At 46.0% G+C, this 19978-nt stretch carries 15 protein-coding genes and 1 pseudogene; 13 read left to right on the top strand and 3 right to left on the bottom strand.

Annotated features, from left to right (window positions below):
- Positions 1-491: 491 nt before the first annotated feature.
- The 10 genes and pseudogenes from ACFQZE_RS10235 to ACFQZE_RS10190 all read left to right on the top strand — a co-directional run bounded on the left by ACFQZE_RS10235 (position 492) and on the right by ACFQZE_RS10190 (position 14565).
- Positions 492-1241 carry an RHS repeat-associated core domain-containing protein gene (locus tag ACFQZE_RS10235; protein WP_446786230.1) on the top strand — a complete coding sequence of 250 codons (750 nt, stop codon included), beginning with the start codon at positions 492-494 and terminating at the stop codon, positions 1239-1241.
- Positions 1242-1497: 256 nt separating this feature from the next.
- Positions 1498-1818, top strand: coding sequence for a DUF6572 domain-containing protein (locus tag ACFQZE_RS10230; RefSeq protein ID WP_379356415.1), 321 nt, complete (start codon positions 1498-1500; stop codon positions 1816-1818).
- Between the two features lie 439 nt (positions 1819-2257).
- Positions 2258-2719 carry a type IV secretion protein Rhs gene (locus ACFQZE_RS10225; protein WP_379356413.1) on the top strand — a complete coding sequence of 154 codons (462 nt, stop codon included), beginning with the start codon at positions 2258-2260 and terminating at the stop codon, positions 2717-2719.
- Between the two features lie 4 nt (positions 2720-2723).
- Entirely contained in the window at positions 2724-3212 is a 489-nt protein-coding gene (locus ACFQZE_RS10220) for a hypothetical protein (protein WP_379356411.1), read from the top strand.
- A gap of 283 nt (positions 3213-3495) precedes the next feature.
- Positions 3496-3687 (top strand): hypothetical protein, encoded by a 192-nt coding sequence (locus tag ACFQZE_RS10215; protein ID WP_379356409.1) that lies wholly within the window; start codon positions 3496-3498, stop codon positions 3685-3687.
- A 203-nt stretch (positions 3688-3890) separates the two neighbouring features.
- A complete protein-coding gene (locus ACFQZE_RS10210) occupies positions 3891-4445 on the top strand; it encodes an rRNA methylase (RefSeq protein ID WP_446786227.1) in 555 nt (184 codons plus the stop codon).
- 301 nt (positions 4446-4746) lie between these two features.
- Entirely contained in the window at positions 4747-4968 is a 222-nt protein-coding gene (locus tag ACFQZE_RS10205) for a hypothetical protein (protein ID WP_379356407.1), read from the top strand.
- A 12-nt stretch (positions 4969-4980) separates the two neighbouring features.
- A pseudogene (locus ACFQZE_RS10200) lies at positions 4981-5805 on the top strand (RHS repeat-associated core domain-containing protein); the annotation flags it as partial.
- Positions 5806-5814: 9 nt separating this feature from the next.
- Entirely contained in the window at positions 5815-6069 is a 255-nt protein-coding gene (locus ACFQZE_RS10195) for a DUF7660 family protein (protein WP_379356405.1), read from the top strand.
- A 1689-nt stretch (positions 6070-7758) separates the two neighbouring features.
- Positions 7759-14565 carry an amino acid adenylation domain-containing protein gene (locus tag ACFQZE_RS10190; RefSeq protein WP_379356403.1) on the top strand — a complete coding sequence of 2269 codons (6807 nt, stop codon included), beginning with the start codon at positions 7759-7761 and terminating at the stop codon, positions 14563-14565.
- A 159-nt stretch (positions 14566-14724) separates the two neighbouring features.
- On the opposite strand, the gene asd is transcribed toward ACFQZE_RS10190, so the two are convergent.
- On the bottom strand, positions 14725-15519 hold the full coding sequence (gene asd / locus ACFQZE_RS10185; RefSeq protein WP_379356401.1) for an archaetidylserine decarboxylase: 795 nt from the start codon (positions 15517-15519) through the stop codon (positions 14725-14727).
- Between the two features lie 227 nt (positions 15520-15746).
- On the opposite strand from asd, the gene ACFQZE_RS10180 reads away from it, so the two are divergent.
- The 3 genes from ACFQZE_RS10180 (at position 15747) to ACFQZE_RS10170 (ending at position 18341) form a co-directional block, all read left to right on the top strand.
- Positions 15747-16040, top strand: coding sequence for a hypothetical protein (locus ACFQZE_RS10180; protein WP_379356399.1), 294 nt, complete (start codon positions 15747-15749; stop codon positions 16038-16040).
- A 68-nt stretch (positions 16041-16108) separates the two neighbouring features.
- The gene (locus ACFQZE_RS10175) at positions 16109-16786 is read left to right on the top strand and encodes an HAD family hydrolase (protein ID WP_379356397.1); all 678 of its coding nucleotides are present in this window, start codon (positions 16109-16111) and stop codon (positions 16784-16786) included.
- 295 nt (positions 16787-17081) lie between these two features.
- Entirely contained in the window at positions 17082-18341 is a 1260-nt protein-coding gene (locus tag ACFQZE_RS10170; protein WP_379356395.1) for a chitinase, read from the top strand.
- A 27-nt stretch (positions 18342-18368) separates the two neighbouring features.
- On the opposite strand, the gene ACFQZE_RS10165 is transcribed toward ACFQZE_RS10170, so the two are convergent.
- Both ACFQZE_RS10165 and ACFQZE_RS10160 read right to left on the bottom strand, forming a co-directional pair.
- Positions 18369-19523, bottom strand: a complete 1155-nt coding sequence (locus ACFQZE_RS10165) for a YheC/YheD family endospore coat-associated protein (protein WP_379356393.1) — start codon at positions 19521-19523, stop codon at positions 18369-18371.
- On the bottom strand, positions 19480-19977 hold the full coding sequence (locus ACFQZE_RS10160; RefSeq protein WP_379356391.1) for a GNAT family N-acetyltransferase: 498 nt from the start codon (positions 19975-19977) through the stop codon (positions 19480-19482). Before ACFQZE_RS10160 ends, ACFQZE_RS10165 begins: the two co-directional genes overlap by 44 nt.
- Position 19978 lies beyond the last annotated feature (1 nt).

The following is a 19978-nucleotide window of genomic DNA, read 5'->3' as shown; positions in this document are numbered from 1 at the left end:
TGATTGCAAGTGGGTAAATTATTAATTAAGACCACTAGCGTTGACGTAACTGCGGCAAAAAAAATAGCTTATAGTACAAGGAATTCTACGAGTATTGTTAAATAAATGCTGTTTCTAAGAAAGCTGTTCCTCTCAGTCTGAATTGCAATTGTTTGATGACAGGACGGTTACTAAGAAGCCGATGGTAACTATAACAGAGAAACGAAGAAAATGTAACAAAATCTCGTGCTTAAATCAATTCTTGTTGGTGTGTTCCAGTACGTTAATATCATCATCCAAAAAAAGGTGGAAAAATGATTGCATTAACATTTAGGGATTGTATTTTTAAAATTTTAATGGTTACCGGGAACAGAACTGAGAGTGTTTTATGGTTCAGGTGATGAACGGAATTTTAAAGAAATATTAATTAGTTTTAAACACTAGGTATTAAAAAAATAAATGATTCTGGATGAAGCCACTATGCGTATAACGGTCACGGCGACGTTATTAGCTTGCGCGATTCGAGTGGACAACTCCGGACGACTTATGATTATGATGCATTCGGCAACCCGATTGACACGGCGACGAAGTTCTATAATGCATCAGGCCAATTGACGACGGGTACAGGCAAGATTGATAGTCCTATTCGTTATGCAGGTTATCAGTACGATAACGAAACGGGCTTGTACTACTTGAATGCTCGTTACTATGACGCTGACATCGCTCGCTTTATCAGCGAGGACACTTACCGTGGCGATCCGAAAGATCCGCTCAGCTTGAACTTGTACACCTATGTGAACAACGAGCCGATGATGTACGACGATCCGACGGGGCACATGCCTAAGTGGCTCAAAAAGGCAGCGAAAGTTACTTTCAAAGTGGCGAAGTTTGCCGTTCTAGATGACATAATGACGTTGGCTAACCCGAAAGCTACCCTTGGCCAGAAAATATTGGCAGGCGTTAGCTTGTTGCCAGTAGGTAAAATCATAAAAGTAGCCCAAGTCGCGATAAAGGTAACGAAGACGGTCAAAGCAACGAATGCCGTCAGTAAAAATGTTAGCCTGGTCAGATTGTCTTCGAGCAAATCGGGACCTACTATGGCTAGTCGGGTGTCCACTAAGAAACAATCGAGTGTAACAAGTTCAAATAAGGGCAAGGGTAGTTTTCAATTAAAAAAGAATAAAGATGATGGTGAAGCATACGAAAGACAGGAACTAAGCAATATGCAATACTCACATAGCGCGAAGTTAGACAACAAATAACTCTTAAAACGCAAAGTGGAACAAGAACGAGGATCGATATCATTGGTAAGAATAATAAAACAGGAAAGTTAGAATGTGTCGAATGTAAGGCTTCACCTTCTGCACCATTAACCAAAAATCAAAAGAAAGCATTTCCTGAATTAGAACAATCAGGGGCTACGGTTGTAGGTAAAGGAAAAGCGCCATATAAGGGTGGTACAAAAATCCCACCTACTAAAATTGAAATTCGACGTAAACAATAGATTTGGGGTGCTAAATGGCATTACAAAAAACTAATGAACTTGACGCAATAGGTGTAGATAATATTACAGGATTTGTTACTCTGGCAATATTTGATAGCTTAGAGTGGGCTAATGAAGAAGAGCACTTATTTTTGATACAAGAAAAAATAAATGCATATTTGGAGTTTTTAGAGAGTGGGGAGATATATTCTGTATATGAACATGCTGAGGGAAGAAACATTGAAATTAAAATTTATTTTAAATATGATATCCCTCAAAACTGTATGGAATTTCTAGAAAAAGCCGCCGAAATTGTTGCTGTGGCGGGTTTTAGATTGAATTACAAGGTCGGTTAACCACTGATAGCGGTAAGAAGTTTTATTGGTATTTACATTGGTTGGTTTTATGCCATTCAAGGTTTCTTTTTTAGTCAGTATCAGTGCAACGTTAACGGTTACCGTTGTACTGGTAGTGACAAGGTAGCATTGAAAAGGATTGAATACTCCGAGGCTACGGGCAATTCAAACTATACGTAAACAACGAGCTGATGATGTACGACGATCCGACGGGGCATATGCCTAAGTGGCTCAAAAAGGCAGCGAAAGTTACTTTCAAAGTGGCGAAGTTTGCCGTTCTAGATGATATTATGACGTTGGCTAACCCGAAAGCGTCTCTTGGCCAGAAAATATTGGCAGGCGTTAGCTTGTTGCCAGCTAGTAAAATCATAAAAGTAGCCCAAGTCGCGATAAAGGTAACGAAGACGGTCAAAGCAACGAATGCCGTAGCCTGGTCAGATTGTCTTCGAGCAAGTCGGGACCTACTTTTGCTAGTCGGAAGTCAACTAAAAATGTTGTAGATGAATACGGTGCGCTAAGTAAAAATAAAAATATCCCAGGTCAGGCTCACCATCTAAATCAAGATGCCGCATATAAGAAAGTGATTCCAACTAAGAAAGGTGTTTCCTCAAAATTAAAAGGGAATGCTTTTAAAGAGATAGACTCGCCTCATTATAACGCTCATGAGAATATGGAGTCGTTCTGGAACCAGTACAGACGAGGTGGATCCAACTTTGGTAAAACTCCAACAAATTTACAGTATTCAAAAGCACTGGTGACCTCTCTGAAGGCGGCAGGAAAATCAAAAGACGAGGCAATGGTTTTGGCACGTGCGGCCTCAAAGCAAAGAATAAAATATGGTTTACTTGGTGGTCAGGAAGTGCCTAGAATACCTGGTAGAGTAAATCAAAGTAAGAGGTGATTAGGTGAAGCTTAACGAAAACTTATTGAATAGAATAAAAGAGATCCGCTGGTTTGAGAACTGCGGTCATTCTTTCTTGACTGAAGAGGGCTCAACCATTAAATTTGTTGATTCTTGGGAATTGGCAATGAAAAATTGCTCTCATATTAATTGGGAAAATACATCTCTAGATGCAAGAGGGGAGTTAACGGTTTTCTTGCATAATAAATACCAAACTCAATATATGCAGTGGAATAATTTGGTTGACTTAGCTAAATGTTTCATGGAACTGGAAGTTTACCCGTATATTGAAAAAACGAAGGAGAGTTTTGGTTTAGACGAGGGATTCTGTCATTCAGTTAAATGGGATATTTTGCATGTAATTTTAGAAGATGCATACTCAAAGTACTATCGTAAAACCTTTTTTAGGGATTTGCTTGAGGTATATGAAAAAGGCAATTTTCCTTGCGGTTGGGAGGGCAAATGGCCTAAAGGAAATCTAATAGTTTATTAATTATTAGTCAGCAGTCTTATTATTTGATAATGAAGCTTCAAGGAATAAGCTCAGAAAGAAATCAAGGCATACTTGAGTTAGATTGAATAGGTTTTAGATTAATAAAATTTCCTAATTTGGTTTAGTTGGCTAATTACAAAGTGGATTCGGGATTATATTGTCCGGATCCATTTTGTTTTTTGATTGTCTTTATAGCAATTTGCATTTCAAAAGCCGATGATGTGGCCGTTGTGAAATTCATCGAGTTATCTGTTGTCCTCTTAGTAATGAAGATATTTCTTACGTGTATGATGGAGGATTAGCCATTTATTTTGACTACAATGATTTCAATCAATTATTGCATGAGGTAGCCGAGTGCATCGGAAAATCAATTGCTGGTTTGGGGGATATATCAAAAAGTGGCTGGTATCCAGATTTGATTCAAAATATTAATTCTAACAAAGGGGGAAAAAAGCTAATGCGACCTAATAAATAAAACATTCCATTGCCTACCGTTTCGGTAAAACATGAAATTACTGGATGATATTAAAAATATTTAATAGATGGTACGATAAGCATTTAAAAATTAAGCGATTTTTTTCGAAATGATATCGGAAATAGATCGTCTTTTTGTTGTTTTTACTTATGGTCTTCTATGCGATTACGTACACATATGACGGCAACGGCAACGAGCTGTCGATGGTGGACGTCTCTGGACGCACCTCCCGTACCTATGACGAGCAAGGTCGGGTTACAAGTAAATTTGTATTGGGCCTTGGTACTTCGGTCTATACGTATGACAATGTGACGGGACTCACTGCGGGTCAAGTGTTTAAACTTGATACGGCATCTAATACAGTGACAATTGTAAAGCAGTTTGATAAGGAACATTGGATTCTTGAAGAAGAAGATAGATTTCCTTATCCGCTACCTTTATCTACTATGACTTTACAAGAATTAAAGAATTTCGATACTCCAATTAATGAAAATGATAATGACCGTGCTTTTGCGGCCTTTGGTTCAGAGTACGTGTGTAGAATTCTAGGCAATCCACTTTTTGCTTTAAAAACTATTGATAAAAAATGTGAATGTTGTAGTCAAGAAATGAAGTATCTTGCTACTATTTGTAGTGAAGACTACGACTCAACTAGTTTAATTCATGAGAACTTCTCATTTTTCTTCGGAGAATCATATATCTATTTTCATTTTTGTAGTAGTTGTGATTTGTTGGAAACAGAGTCGCAAAGTACATGATCAGTTTTAATCTGAACCTTGATTGGCCTACCGCCTTTCAAGGTTTCTTCGTATTATTTGATTAATCAGGATTTAATATTGGTTTTTATTAGTACGGTTTACTTGGTCGTCAGAAAGTTCCAAGGCTTGTTACTTCTTTGGGCAAGGAACCATTAAATATAAATACAACGGCGGCGAAGGCTGCCGCGTCGAGAAGACGACGAGCAGCGGCACAACCCGTTATCTCTACGAAGGAGATAAGGTCGTTCTGGAGCTGAATGAGCGTTCCGAGGCCAAAGCTCCCAATATTTACGGCAAGCAATTGGTTACTCGCAAGCACGGAGCCGACCAAGTATACTATGCGTATAACGGTCACGGCGATGTCATTAGCTTGCGCGATTCCAGTGGACAACTCCGTACGACTTATGATTATGATGCTTTCGGCAACCCGATTCACACGGCGACGAAGTTCTATAATGCATCAGGCCAATTGACGACGGGTACAGGCAAGATTGACAGTCCTATTCGTTACGCGGGTTATTAGTATGATAACGAAACGGGCTTGTACTACTTGAATGCCCGTTACTATGACGCTGACATCGCTCGCTTTATCAGCGAAGACACGTACCGTGGCGACCCGAAAGATCCGTTCAGCTTGAACTTGTACACCTATGTGAACAACGAGCCGATGATGTACGACGATCCGACGGGGCATATGCCTAAGTGGCTCAAAAAGGCAGCGAAAGTTACTTTCAAAGTGGCGAAGTTTGCCGTTCTAGATGACATTATGACATTGGCTAATCCGAAAGCTACCCTTGGCCAAAGAATAATGGCAGGCGTTAGTTTGTTGCCAGCAGGTAAAATCATAAAAGTAGCCCAAGTCGCGATAAAGGTAACGAAGACGGTCAAAGCAACGAATGCCGTCAGCAAAAATGTTAGCCTGGTCAGGTTGACTTCGAGCAAATCGGGACCTACTATGGCTAGCCGGGTGTCCACTAAGAAATCACCGAGTTTTGTAAAAAGTTCTAATAGGGGTACGGGTAATTCTTTGAACCCGAAGAACATTCATTTTATGCAAAGTTCTATAAAAAACAAAACTGGTGACCACACTGTATTAGGAAATGCTGACGCACTTAAATCAGGAAAACTTTCACCACGTGATTTAAAACCTATTAATGTTTGGAAAGATGATGCAGGAAAGACTTGGACGTTGGATCATCGAAGACTAGCCGCATTTAGAATTGCAGGTACTGAAAAGATTCCAGTACAATGGGCTACTAAACAAATGGTTAATAGTCAAATGTGGAAAATGACAACGAAAAATGGTGGAAATTCAATTAAATTAAAACTAGGGGATGGAAACAATCTCACGATAAAGTAGGAGGAGAACATGGAATTATATAAAGAAATAAAAAAAGTCAGTGAAAAAGATCAATTTACAGAATTTATTGGTTTGTTAGTTAAGGATTTTAAATCAAACCCTGATGATTGGGAAAATAGAGACATTGAGAGTTTTCTTGAAGGAATAAAGTCTTGGGTTGAGGATATGGAAGGTTATTATGAAAATAACAATGTACCAATACCTCAAAATATAGATTGGAACTTTCTTGCGAATTTATTTTATGTTGGGAAGTTGTATGAATAATAAATGATCCTTTTAACCTTGATTGGCACATAGCCTTTCAAGGTTTCTTTTTTTGGTGGGGGCTACCCAGTGCCGAATAAACCGATCATTCAAACAATGTCATACTTAACCCAAGTAATACCGCTACAAGAATTTTTTGATTTCCTTTGTACGCACGTAAATGTTTGATGAGTATAACTTAATTAACACTAAAGCGTTACATGAAACAGGTCAATTATGGTCAAATACCACCATGATTAACCTGTTTTTTGTTATCTTCGCTTTCTTGCGTTTTTTCAAATAAATATATTATGAATTTCACCTATTTATAAAAGGACATTAGTGGCTTGCTATTTGTTGGGAGCAAATTTAATTTCGGGCTATGTATTGATAGACAGGAGTAAAACAGCCTTTTTGTTCGCTGGAACGAGCCTGATTAATAAATAGTACATCCTATTTTCTAAAGCAAACCCAGGAGGATGCAAAATGAGTATTTCCCCTAGAAGTTTAGTGAGTAAAGACGAATTAAAATAAATATTGAAGGAGTTACTGAAACAAATTAATCTTTTGACATTGAGCTATGGGGAAATATAAAAAATTGGCCACGAGTGGATAATCAACTATACAAAACGGATGTGTTTTCATCTGAAAAGGAGTACTACTTATTTTATAAGCATCCAATGTATGACTACAAAGATAAGTTGTTTTTAACGAATAAGGGGGATGTAATTGTATCTCTTAAAGAGGGGCAGTCCGGAAAGAGAGGAAGGATTGGATTTAACAGTTGCAACTCAAAACTACTAAAGAGTTATTGTTTGTAACCTTGATAGCCAGATTTTTTTGGTAAAGTAATCGTATAAGCGAATAAAAGCGGCTGGTATCCAGTATTAATTCAAGATATTAATATTAACGATTCGGAAGATAGGCTAAAATGATATCTAATAAATAAAACACTTTCATTGCCTAGGGCTGAAACATTCGAAGTTCCTGGAGGAGGATAATGAAAAGACTTAATGGGTAAAGCGATAAATATTTAATAATGAATCGATTTTCACCGAAATCTTTTTGGAAGAGGTCAGCTTTTTGTTGTTTTTACTTATTGTTGACTATCCGTCATAAGCTCCTCAAGCCGTTCACCCATCCTCACGTCGTCCTTAATTTAGCCCACCCTAGCAAAAGGTGAAAAATGTAACGCTTATAATAAGAGAAATTCCTCCCTAAACCCCCTTAACTCCTATATATTTTTAGACATAAATCAGCACAAAACCACATTTCTTGCGACGATTTTAAAATTAATCCTTAAATTATATGCTATAAACTTTCTCTATATTAAATGTTGTTAAATAGGGAAATATGTGGTACTTTATGCATGTCATAACCATACGAATTGTAGAAGGGGTGTAAATAATGTTACTGGCCCAGAAGATTTTTGTTATCTGAGGATCGAGAGAATAAGAAGTCCTCAGGAATCTATTTTATATTCATCACTCAGATGTTCCTTCGAAATTCATCTCTTATGTGCCGCAGGAAATGATGAATTCTTTTGCGATACGCGCTATTCCTCATGTCTACCATTCCAATCTCGCTGCAATAGAGTTCCTCTAAGAGGGAAAACGAATCATATCCCTAAAAGATAACCGCAAATGAATGGTTCATCCTTGTCCTTCTCAGCAATCCCATTTTGTCTATTATCGAAAAAGGAGAAATGAAATGCCAAGTCACGCCAATTTAGTTGAACTTTTTAAACAAATTGCGTCCAAAGACTCCAGAGGCATTACTTTTATTACGGATGACAACACGGAAGACTTTATGTCTTACGGTGAGCTTTATGATCAAGCAATATCTTTATTAGGCCAACTTCAGGCTGCCGGAATCGAACCGGGCGCTGTACTCGTTTTTCAAATCGAGCGAAACGAACACTTTGTTCCTTTATTTTGGGCTTGCATTCTCGGTGGGGTTGTTCCCGTACCTATTGCCGTCGGAAGCAACGATGAGCACCGATTGAAGTTGCTTCAAATCTGGAAATTGCTTCGCTCTCCTTATTTGGCCATTGACCGCCAAACGTGGAGTGTATTGACTCAAGGAATCGACAATGGGGCCAGATTCCATTCCGTTGCCGAAGAAATGCAGAAAAAAACGGTTTTTACAGACGATCTAATATGGAACAATCATTCCATTTCAGGCGTTGTCCATAATCCAGATATAGATGATCTTGCGCTTATCCAATTCTCCTCAAGTTCTACAGGCGATCCTAAAGGCATTATGCTCTCCCATCGCAATCTGATAGCGAACATCGATCGTTTAGTTAGTCTAGAGCAGTATAGCTCCGAACAGGATTCCTGCATCAGTTGGCTTCCATTAACCCATCATTTCGGAAACATTGCTTTTCATATGGTTCCTTTGGCTGCCGCTGTAAACCTCTATTTAATGCCTACTCCTTTGTTTATTCGCTCCCCGATCCTCTGGATGAAAAAAGCGAGCGAACACAAGATCACATACTTGTCGTCACCCAATTTTGGCTTTAAGCATTTCCTTGATTTTTACAGGCCTGAATTTGCAAAAGGCTGGGATTTGTCCCATGTCCGCAAGGTGAGCAATGGCGCTGAGCCGACTTCTTCGCTCCCATGTCTGCGATTTATGATAGAGCTGGAAAAGCATGGGCTGCGTTTCGAAACGATGAAACCTACTTACGGTATGGCTGAGGCATGCGTGGGAACAACGGCACCGCTCGATGTGTACGAGCCGTTCTCCGCTTTTACACTGGATCAGAGAGATTTGAAATCTAGCAGCAGCTTACAATCCATCGAAAACGAAGATAAGGTATGTGTTATACCGGCGGACTTTAACGCCACGGAAGCGAGCTATCCGCAGGAGAAGACGGTGCACGCCTTGTTCGAGGAGCAGGCGGAGCGAACGCCAGAACGCGAAGCGCTTGCCAGTGCCAAGGAGAGCTGGACGTACCGCGAGCTCAATGAACGGGCCAACAGGCTGGCGCATCAGTTGAGGGACATAGGCGTAGGCCGAGGCCAGCCAGTCGGCATCATGGCGGAACGATCAGTGGAGATGGTGGCCGGCATTTTCGCGATTTTGAAGGCGGGAGGCGCGTATGTGCCGCTAGACCCGTCGTACCCGTCAGAACGACTGGCTTATATGGCGGCAGACAGCGGAATGTCCGTCCTGTTGACCCAGCGTCATCTGGGGGAGAAGCTGGCATTCGGCGGGCTCGTAGTGGATTTGGAAGACGAAGCGCTGAAGCATGGCGGTCGAACGAATAATCCAGAACCTCTAAGCGAAGCGACGGATTTGGCCTATATGATCTACACATCCGGGACAACGGGAAACCCGAAAGGGGTCATGATCCAGCATCGGAGCGTCGTGAACCGGCTGTGGTGGATGCAGGAGAAGTATCCTCTAGAGGAAAGCGATGTCATTATGCAAAAGACGCCGGTCAGCTTTGACGTATCGGTGTGGGAACTGTTCTGGTGGTCCTGGTTTGGAGGTAAGCTGTTTCTGCTTGGACCGGGTGAAGAGAAGGACCCGCGGGCCATCGCGGAAACGGTTCAGCGGGAGCGGGTGACGGTCATGCATTTTGTCCCGTCGATGCTAAGCGCATTTACCGGTTATTTGAATTCTGCGGGGGAACGCTTCAAGCTGACGAGTCTTAAGCAGGTTTTTACGAGCGGAGAAGCGCTGAAGACAGAGCAGGTGTCGGCGTTCTACCGCCATGTTCCAGAGGCAAAGCTTAGCAATTTGTATGGACCGACTGAAGCGACGGTAGACGTCACTTTTTATGATTGCCGTCCAGGAGAAGAGCGAACAGCCGTACCGATTGGCAAGCCGATTGCCAATACGGGGATGTATGTGGTGGACGCAGAGCGGAGAATGCAGCCGATCGGGGTTGCAGGAGAGCTGTGCATAAGCGGAGTCGGTCTTGCGAGAGGGTATTACAACCGTGAGGAGCTAACGGCGGAGAAGTTTGTAGATTGTCCGTTTATTCTAGAGGGGAAAATGTACCGAACGGGGGATCTCGCCAGATGGCTGCCGGATGGGAACCTTGAATACCTGGGCAGGATGGACCAGCAAGTGAAAATCCGGGGCTTTCGAATCGAGCTTGGAGAAATCGAGTCGGCGATGCTGCGGCACGCTGGGGTTAAGGAAGCGGCAGCGGCGGTAGTCGGAGATGATGATCAAACGTTGTGCGGCTACTACACGTCGGATCACCCAATTCGCCCGGAAGAGCTCAAAGAACTGCTCGCTCTAACGTTGCCGGAGCATATGATTCCGCCTTATTTTATGCGACTTGAACAAATGCCATTGTCGCCTAGCGGCAAGCTGAATCGAAAAGCGCTGCCGGAGCCGGCGGGGGACATCAGGTCGACTGGCGAAGGCGAGGTTTCGTCTACTCCGCAAAGTGAAATTGAACGCAAACTAGCTTCCATTTGGGAAGAAGTCTTGCGCGTGGAGAAGGTAGGGCTTGACGACAACTTCTTCGAGCTTGGGGGCCATTCGCTGAAAGCGGTTGCGGTCGTATCGCGGATATACAAGGAGCTGCAAGTGGAACTGGAGCTGAACGCGGTGTTCCGCTATCCGACCGTGCGTGGGCTGGCGGAGCTGGCGGCGGGAGCCAATCGGTCGGTGTATGCGAATATACAGCCGGTAGCAAAACGAGCGTATTATCCGGTGTCATCGGCGCAGAAGCGGCTCCTTATTTTGCAGCAATTGGAGGAGGGAAGCACGAGCTACAACATGCCGGGAGTCATCCGGATTGAAGGAGAGCTTGAGGCGGAGTGGCTGGAGACGGCATTCCAGCGATTAATTGAGCGGCATGAATCGCTGCGTACTTCTTTTGCTTGGAAAGAGGGAGAGCCGATACAGCGGGTCGAGGATTCGGTCGCATTTCAATTGGAACGGGCAGAGACGGCAGATGCGCAAGTACAAGTGGAGCTGGGCAAATTTGTGAAGCCCTTTAACATCGGCCGGGCTCCGCTCATTCGGGCAAAGCTGGTGAAGAGCGGAGAGCAAAGCTACCTGCTGCTCTACGATATGCATCATTTGATCAGCGACGGCATGTCCATGCTTTTGCTGGAGCGGGAGTTTCTAGCTCTGTACGAAGGAAATGCGCTGCCGCCGCTGCGCATCCATTATAAAGATTATTCGGCGTGGCAGCAGGAGTTGTTCGCATCGGAGGCGATGAAGCGTCAGGGAAATTATTGGCGGGAACGCTTTGCCGAAGAAGTCCCGGTGCTTGCGCTGCCGACGGATTATCCGAGGCCCCCGGTGTTCGACCGGCAGGGCGACTGGGTTCGGTTTACAGCCGGAGAACAATTGACCGAGCGATTAAATCGTCTGGCGGGCGAGCAGGGCGCGACGATGTTTATGGTATTGCTGGCGGGGTATCATGTGCTGCTGTCTAAGTATACGGGGCAGCAGGACATCGTCATCGGAAGCCCGACGGCGGGTCGCCGGCATGATGATCTCGAACGGTTAATCGGGATGTTTGTCCATACGCTGGCACTGCGGAACCGAACGGAGCCGTGGCACAGCTTTGCCGATATTGTGGGTATCGTGAAGGAAAACGCTTTGCAGGCGTTTGAGAATCAGGATTATCCGTTTGAAGAGCTGGTGGATCAGGTGGAAGTGAAGCGGGACTTCAGCCGGAATCCTCTGTTTGACACGATGTTTGTGCTGCAAAGCATGATGCTGGAAGAGCCAATTGCGAAGCAGGAGTCCGCGGCGGAGAAGTCGGCAGAGAAATGGCCCTCATCTGATGTCTCGTTCCATCCGGAGCAGCTTGAAGGGACGTCGGCGAAGTTCGATCTGCTATTGGCGGCCACGGAAAGTGGGGGCAAGATTCACTTCCAGTTGAACTACTGGACTCGGTTGTTTACGAGAGCAAGCGTGGAGCGGATGGGCCAGCATCTGCTGCGCATTTTGGAGCAGGCGGTGATGTACCCCGAGAGGAAATTTTCCGAGATGACGCTGCTGGATGAAAGAGAGCGGCTAGCGGTAACGGATATTCATTCGACTGAAGCGAGTTATCCGCGGGAGAAGACGGTGCACGTCCTGTTTGAAGAGCAGGCGGAGCGAACGCCGGAGAGCGAAGCGCTGGTCAGCGCCAAGGAGAGCTTGACGTACCGCAAGCTCAATGAACGGGCTAACAGGCTAGCGCATCAGTTGAGGGAGATGGGCGTAGGCCGTGGTCAGCCAGTCGGCATCATGGCGGAGCGGTCAACGGAGATGGTGGCCGGCATTATCGCTATTTTGAAGGCCGGAGGCGCGTACGTGCCGCTTGATCCGTCGTATCCGGCAGAGCGTCTGGCCTACATGGCGGGTGACAGCGGGATGTCTATCCTGTTGACCCAGCGTCATCTTAGGGAGAAGCTGGCATTCGGCGGGCTCGTAGTGGAACTGGAACTGGAACTGGAACTGGAAGACGAAGCGCTGCAGCATGGCGGCAGAACGGATAACCCAGAACCTCTAAGCGAAGCGACGGATTTAGCCTACATCATCTACACATCCGGGACAACGGGAAATCCGAAAGGGGTCATGATTGAGCATCGGAGCGTCGTTAATTTAGTCCATGGCTTGTATGGTTCGGTATACGCAGCTAACGAATCGAAATTGAATATCGCGCTTTTGGCTCCTATATCGTTTGACGCTTCTGTCCAGCAGTTGTTCCCGGCTCTGCTAGGGGGGCATGCGCTCCATATCGTGCCGGATGATACTCGAAGAGACGGCATAGCACTCCTCCGCTTTTATAATCAATACCAGATAGATGTGTCTGACGGAACGCCGTCTCATTTGAAATTGCTCGTTGCCAGTCACCAGCCTGGACTTGTTTTAAGAGCCAGACAGTTCATCATCGGCGGTGAGGCGCTGACCACCAGCACCTATGAGCAGTTTAAAAGCTGTTATCCAAATGCGTCCGTTACCAATGTATATGGGCCTACAGAATGTTGCGTCGATGCAACCTTTTACCCCGTTCATGATCATGGTTTTTCATCGAGCACGATACCCATTGGCCGGCCTTTAGCGAATACCCGCATATTTATTGTAGACGCGAATGGAGCGCTTCTTCCTCCACATCTGCCGGGAGAGCTATGCATAAGCGGTGACGGCGTTGCGAGAGGGTATTACAACCGCGAAGAGCTGACGGCGGAGAAGTTTGTGGACTGCTCATTTATTCCTGAAGGAAAAATGTACCGAACGGGGGATCTGGCCAGATGGCTGCCGGATGGAAACCTCGAATACTTGGGCAGGATGGACCAGCAAGTGAAAATCCGGGGCTTTCGAATCGAGCTTGGAGAAATCGAGTCAGCGATGCTGTGGCACGATGAGGTCAAGGAAGCGGCAGCGGCGGTAGTCGGAGGGGAAGATGGGGCGCTGTGCGGCTATTATACGTCGGAGCAGCCGATTCGTTCGGAAGAGCTAAAGGAACTGCTCGCTCGAAAGCTGCCGGAGCATATGATCCCGCCCTATTTTGTGCAGCTCGAAAAAATGCCATTGACGCCAAACGGCAAGCTGGATCGCAAAGCATTAGAGAAAGAAGAAATAAAACTCATCAGAGCCGCAGTTCCGCCAAGCAATGAGGAAGAAGCGCTTATGGCTGACATTTGGATGGAAGTGCTTAATCTTCATGAGATCGGCGTAACGGATGATTTCTTTGAGCTTGGCGGTCAATCAATTAAAGCGATGTCCATCATTGCTAAAATTCAACAGGAGTATGGAATTATGCTTCCGATATCCTTCGTGTTTCAGTATAAGACGATTAAGGAACTGGTCGCCAAAATGAAGGGGTTCGAGCAATATCGGATGCAGCACGAGGATGGGACTCCAATTCTATTGAATGAAGATCAAGGTTCTGCAGTGTTTTGTTTTCCTTCCATCTTCGGTTTCGGGTTTGAGTTTAAAGGGTTATCCCGCATGTTGAACGGTTATTCTGTTTATGCATTTGATTTTATAGAAGACGAAATGCGAATTCAGCGTTATGCAAACCATATCATGCGAATCCAGCCGAATAGTCCGTACGTTTTGATAGGTTATTCTGCAGGAGGCAATTTGGCGTTTGAGACGGCTAAAGAGCTTGAACGGAGAGGCGCAGCCGTCTCCAACATCATCCTCCTTGATTCCTATCGAAAAGAGGAAATCCATTTCATGGATCCAAACGAAGCTGCTGCGCAGGTAGAGGAGTGGTCGCAAAAAATAGAGGGTGAACGATATTCGGAATATATGAACGTTCCTCTTTTAAAACATGATATTTTTAAAAAAGTGACCAGTTATCTAATGTATTATAATGAGCTCATCAATGAAGGAACCGTTTCCTGCACCATTCATCATATTAGGGCGATTCGCAAGCACTATGAGGAAACATGGAGCGAAGCGACAAGCGGCAGGCTGATCGAATATCAAGGATCGGGCTTTCATTTGGAGATGCTGCAAGGAGAAGGGTCCGCGCAAAATTCAGTTCTGGTTCAACACATTTTGGAACAGATTATTCCAGTCGCTTCATTGCGTTGATGTTACATTGGACAGACCTCAAAGAAACCTTGATGGGCCTAAGCCTATCAAGGTTTTTTTACCGGGGCTTTTCAAATGGATCCCCTAAGCTGTTCTCCAAAATAAAGCGACCGCTCTTCGATTCAAGTTCGAAAAGGGCCGCCGCTTAAGTTTTTATTTCTAATCCTTGATTGCCGCAAGCTCCCCAAGCCGCTCGCCCATTTTTACCTTCAGGCCGGGCTGCAAATCCTCACGCGGCACAAACGTGTCATCTTCCAGCAGCAAAACGACGGTGGAGCCAAATTCGAAATAGGCCAGCTCATCGCCCTTCACCACATTTTTTTGCAGCGGCAACACATACTGAATGCTGCTCACATTCATAGCGCCGACTTTGACGACAGCGGCTTCTCCGCCGGAATGGCTGATGTACGTAATGAGCCGCTCGTTTCGGCTAAGCACCCGTTTCATATGCTTAAGTCCAAAATCGTTGACGGGATACACTTTCCCCCTCAAATGTTCCCGTTCGACGATTTGGCCGGAGACGGGCACATGAATCCGGTGGTAGTCTGTCGGACTTAAATAGAGCACCATGTAATAGCCGTTTAAATAGTTGGCTGTTCGTGGCGATCCATTAAGCAGCTCCGTAATAGTATAATCTTGCCCTTTTACATTTACGATCGTGCCGGACTGGATCGTTCCTGCGCCCGTTACAAGCGCATCCACGGGACTAACGAGAGATTGATGGCCGATATGTATGTCTCTCATGCCAGGCTTCAGCCGCCTGGTGAAAAATTCGTTTAACGTTTTGTACTCCCGCAGCTCTTTTTCCGCCTCGTGCACGGCGATGCCATACATTTTCGCGAAGCGGGGAATGATAGGACGGCTTGCGGAAGATTGAGCGAACTTGCCTGTTAGTTGTGAAATCCATTTGCGTGAGCTTAGCTCGGTCATGGCGCGCAGCAGCCAGTTGGTCATAGCGACACCGTCACGTCCTTTCTTTCTGTAAGCGGAGGCAGTGCCTCTTATCCATCAAACAGTTTGACATATTCAACTTATTTTATCAATAGCGGGCTCTAAACGTTTGCCGGACAAGATAGCATGATTACGTATATGAACGAATGGAATAACCTATGCTGACGAGTAGTAGCAAATATGATTTTACGAGTATAAATGAAAGTCACCTTAAGGGAGAAATGATGATCATGTTATTGAAGCTTGGAATCGGATGCGGCTTGTTGCTGACCTCTTTGCTTGCGGTTGTTGCCATTCGGCGGTCCAAAACGGCTGAACGGCTTTTCGCCTGGCTGTCCTCCGCAGCTTTGTTTCTGTTTTTGATTTTGGCGGGAGATGCAGTAACGGGGACACTGCTTCACGGCACCGTTTTTATGACGGAAGTGCATCGCGTATTGCTTAACCCTTTATTTCAGCTCAGCGCCGTCTATGTCGCTATTTATGCTATGGCCCTGTCGATCCTGCATGCATGGGGGGAGAAATAAGGCGGGGTTGCGGCTCGGAGCACCATTCGATATGATAGGTACATCTTCTTGAAAGGGATGACCGCAACATGACTACGGGGAAGATCGGACGGCCGAAGGCTGTTATTTTCGACATGGACGGTACTTTGTTCGAGACGGACACTTTGTTGGTAAACGTTCATGAAAGAGTGTTCAAGACGCTGAGGGAAGAAGGGCTCTACTTGGCGGAAACTCCGCCGGTAGATAAGATGCTTGCAAGTTTAGGCATGATTTTGGATGATCTTTGGAAACAAGTGATGCCGGGCGCTTCCGAAGCAGCTCGCCAGCGGGCGGACGTGCTGCTTCTGCAATACGAACTGGAAGGTTTGGTGGCGGGAGAAGGCCAACTATACCCGCATGTAAAAGAGACGCTAGAAGCTCTCCACGCGGACGGAATTAAGCTGTTTGTAGCAAGCAACGGGCTTGAAGATTACGTTAAAGGCGTTGCTCTGCATAAAGAGATAGCTCCACTGTTTGAAGGCTTGTACAGTGCAGGGGAATTTGAAACGGCAAGCAAAGTAGATTTGGTTGCAAAGCTGATGAACGATCACGGCTTGCAAGCCGGAGACGCTTGGATGGTCGGTGACCGCTCATCCGATGTGGAAGCGGGCAAATCGAACGGGCTTAAAGCCATTGCTTGCGCATATGCCCAATACGGACGGGACTCGGAGCTTGAAGGCGCGGATGTTCACATTCACGATTTCAAGTCTTTGCTGAACTTGTACTAAAAATAATTTGAATATAACTGTCGAGAACGGTTCGACAGTTATTTTTTTTGCCCCGAATGTGGAAAAGTGGATGAAGAAGCTTTAGTTCCTTCGAAAGGGGGGAATTCGGCGAAAGGCCATCGATTCGACAGCACCGCCCAAAAAGGAGGCCATTAAGGCTTAGTACACCGTTTGAAAAATAAATCGGTTCGAAGCGGCTAATTCCTTTTGAGCAGGGAATTCGTTCTATATACAAAGGAAAATTGTATACATATATTGGTGAGGTAATCCAAATCGGTACAAAGGAGAATGGTTCATGACAGAATGGAATAAGCTGTTATCCCGCAAGATGCTGTATCGCGCCGTTAGCGTTTCGCTAGGTGCGGCGCTGCTTATTACGCCGCTTAGCGCGTCGGCGGGCAATGCGGCAAGTGTTGGCGCGGGTGGAAATGCAAGCGCTTCCGCGGTTAAGGAAAGCAAAGCGACGCCTGTGTATGAAGGAAGCAAGCTGACGGTCGGGGAAAATCGGTTTCTGACCCGGAAGGAAATAGGGCGGGAGTGGGATGGCATCGACCCGGAATACAAGCCGGACAAAGCGGTTGAAGCGGTGAAGAGCCTGCTCACCGAAAAGGATTTTGCAGAGCTGTTCCCGTATCGCCTTGGTTCCCCCCAGTGGTATGCGGTAGCCAAAGGAAAAGAGTATTTCAAAGAAAATCAAAAGGACTATTTCTCGTATCAAAATTTGATCGATGCCGTTACGGAAGCGGCCAACATCAAGCTTAAAGTAAGCTCTCGCAAAGGCAGTCCCAACGTGCAAGAGGTGTACAGACTGGATAAAGACGCCAGAATTGAAACGCTTGTGAGCCGCACGGATGATTTTAATTCGGCAGAAAATAAGAAAAAGGAAATTGTAAACGTTATCATTGATTTCGGCACCTTCTTGAAAGAAGGTTTTAAAAAGGATCGCAAGCGTGAGCTGGCGGCATTTCTGGCGAATCTGGCGCATGAAACCGGCGGAGGCTGGTCAACCGCACCGGGCGGCGAGCTGAAATGGGGATTGTTCTGGAACGAAAACATAGCAGGCCGAACCGGAGCCAACAAATCGACTTTTGTGGACGAGAACAGCGCGGCGCTTTATCCGGGAGTAGAGGGCAAGCGGTATTACGGCAGAGGCCCCATTATGATGAGCTGGAATTTCAACTACGGCTTGTTCAGCTCCATTATTTACGGGGACAAAAGCGTGCTGCTCGCCAAACCGGAAATATTGGCCGAAGACGGAAAGATCGGATACATGACCGCTATTTTGTTCTGGATGACGCCGCAAAATCCGAAACCGTCCGCCCACGACGTTATGATCAACAAATGGAAGCCGACTAAAGAGCAAATCGGTAAAGGTCTCCGTAAGCCAGGATTTGGCGTTTCTATTCTCGTGCTTAATGGTCTTGAGGCGAATCTGGGCTTTGTTGACGGCAGTCCCGTCAAGCGTCGCGCCGGCCATTACCTCGACATTACCCAAAGAATGGGTGTAGATGTAACGGGAGAAAAAATAGATACGCTCGCCATGGATCCGTTTTAAGTCGTCCATAAAAAAGGGGAGCGGATATCAATCCGTTCCCCTTCTTCCTTTTACTTTTTTAAGCGGCGGCTTCTGAACCTTTTTTTGCAGTTGCTCCTTATAGGTCCAAAGCGCATATTCCAGCGGTCTTACGATCGCATTGCGGTACACAGCCGGCTCGCCGGCCCGGTTAAACACTTCTCTTGCAGGCTTCGGATTCACTTCAATCATCCATATTTTTCCCTTTTTATCGATGGCGATATCGATGGCAAGCTCGCATAAGGCGTCATAACAAAGCTCTAAATATCGCGCGACATTGACGCCGAACCGTTCGACGTCTTCTTTAATATACGCGATTTTGTCCTCATCGCCGATCCATTCCCTCAGCAGCGCATCCATTTTCACGGCGCGCCCGCCCCCGTGCAAATTGGCTGTAATGCTTTTTGGCGCGCCTATTCTTCCGGCACATCCCGTCACTTGCCACTGGCCGCTCCCGTCCTTTTGCACCAGAAGCCGATAATCATGGACTCTTCCGCTGCGCAGCTTAAGCTGAATGCCTTGCTGGGCGATATATCGTTTTTCCTTCAAAGCCCAACTGGACAAATAAACGCCTAGCCGCTGCTCGCTGATCCGTTTTGGCTTCACGATTCGCCGCAATTGGTCCCGCCCTTCGACAAGCAGCGTTCCGTCCTCATTTCTTTCAATACGCAAAATGCCGCGGCCCCCTGTGCCGTTAATCGGCTTCAAATAAAGCAGAGAGTGAGAGCGGAGCATCTCCTTGATGTCGTCCGTACTTTCGATATACCGCGTTTTGGGCAAATAGGGGCTAAATCTATCGTCTTTTGACAAAATGGAGTGGATGGCCCATTTGTTGCGGAGCGGGCGGTTTAAGTAGGTTTGGTCGCTATAGCGGGATCTGAATTTCAGCAGTTGTTCGTACCGTCTGGACTGCTGGATTCGGCATCGATCGAAAATGAGATGGGGAAACGACGTCCACTTGCGTTTCCATTGTCTGGATTCGGCATCGTAATAAAGCGCATATATCCGATTTTGTTTATAGTTGACGTCTTGAGGTGTAAAAACGATGACGTTCAGCCCCAGCTTTTCGCCTTCCTCCGTCATTCTTCTATAGTAATCCCGCTCTTCGAGCAGGCCGGCGTCATTGAGATAAAGCGTCAAGATGCCCAGCACGGGCTGCGTCATGCTGAATTCCCCTTTCAAAACGGAGCGTCGACTTGCCCGTTGGCCCTTTATGAATCGACACGGCTTTCATCCCAAGGCCGAAGCAAAGCGCCATGCTTGGAATGTTGTCGGCTGCGACATGGCATGCGAGCTTGCCGAGCGCATTCATCATCGCTTTCATAATGGCGCTGCCCGTTCCGTTCCGTCTCTCGCCGGGATGCACGACGATCAGGCAGCCCCCGTCGCCGCCGTCGGCGGCAAAGCCAAGTCCGACGACTCGGCCGCCCCGTTTTGCAATGACGACGGTCGCTTTGCTAAAGCCGCTTTCATCTACAGCCAGCCATGCCGGGTCCAGCGTGCGAAGCGCATGGAGGGAGGCTATCGTAATTCGCTTTTCCCCGAACCGGATTACAAAGCCGAGAAGCCTCCGTCGCTCCTTCAACCATATTTCAGGTGTATGCAGCAGCAGCTCCACA

This window comes from Paenibacillus sp. GCM10027627 (assembly GCF_042675505.1).
Classification (GTDB): Bacteria; Bacillota; Bacilli; order Paenibacillales; family Paenibacillaceae; genus Pristimantibacillus.
Note: the sequence above shows the minus strand (reverse complement) of the source record. Positions and strands in the feature narration are given on the sequence as shown.

Bases quoted from the DNA above. Each gene is read 5' to 3' on its own strand.
- ACFQZE_RS10230 (WP_379356415.1), top strand. From the start codon at position 1,498: ATGGCATTACAAAAAACTAATGAACTTGACGCAATAGGTGTAGATAAT.
- ACFQZE_RS10210 (WP_446786227.1), top strand. From the start codon at position 3,891: ATGGTGGACGTCTCTGGACGCACCTCCCGTACCTATGACGAGCAAGGT.
- ACFQZE_RS10195 (WP_379356405.1), top strand. From the start codon at position 5,815: ATGGAATTATATAAAGAAATAAAAAAAGTCAGTGAAAAAGATCAATTT.
- ACFQZE_RS10190 (WP_379356403.1), top strand. From the start codon at position 7,759: ATGCCAAGTCACGCCAATTTAGTTGAACTTTTTAAACAAATTGCGTCC.
- asd (WP_379356401.1), bottom strand. From the start codon at position 15,519: ATGACCAACTGGCTGCTGCGCGCCATGACCGAGCTAAGCTCACGCAAA.
- ACFQZE_RS10180 (WP_379356399.1), top strand. From the start codon at position 15,747: ATGTTATTGAAGCTTGGAATCGGATGCGGCTTGTTGCTGACCTCTTTG.
- ACFQZE_RS10175 (WP_379356397.1), top strand. From the start codon at position 16,109: ATGACTACGGGGAAGATCGGACGGCCGAAGGCTGTTATTTTCGACATG.
- ACFQZE_RS10170 (WP_379356395.1), top strand. From the start codon at position 17,082: ATGACAGAATGGAATAAGCTGTTATCCCGCAAGATGCTGTATCGCGCC.
- ACFQZE_RS10165 (WP_379356393.1), bottom strand. From the start codon at position 19,523: ATGACGCAGCCCGTGCTGGGCATCTTGACGCTTTATCTCAATGACGCC.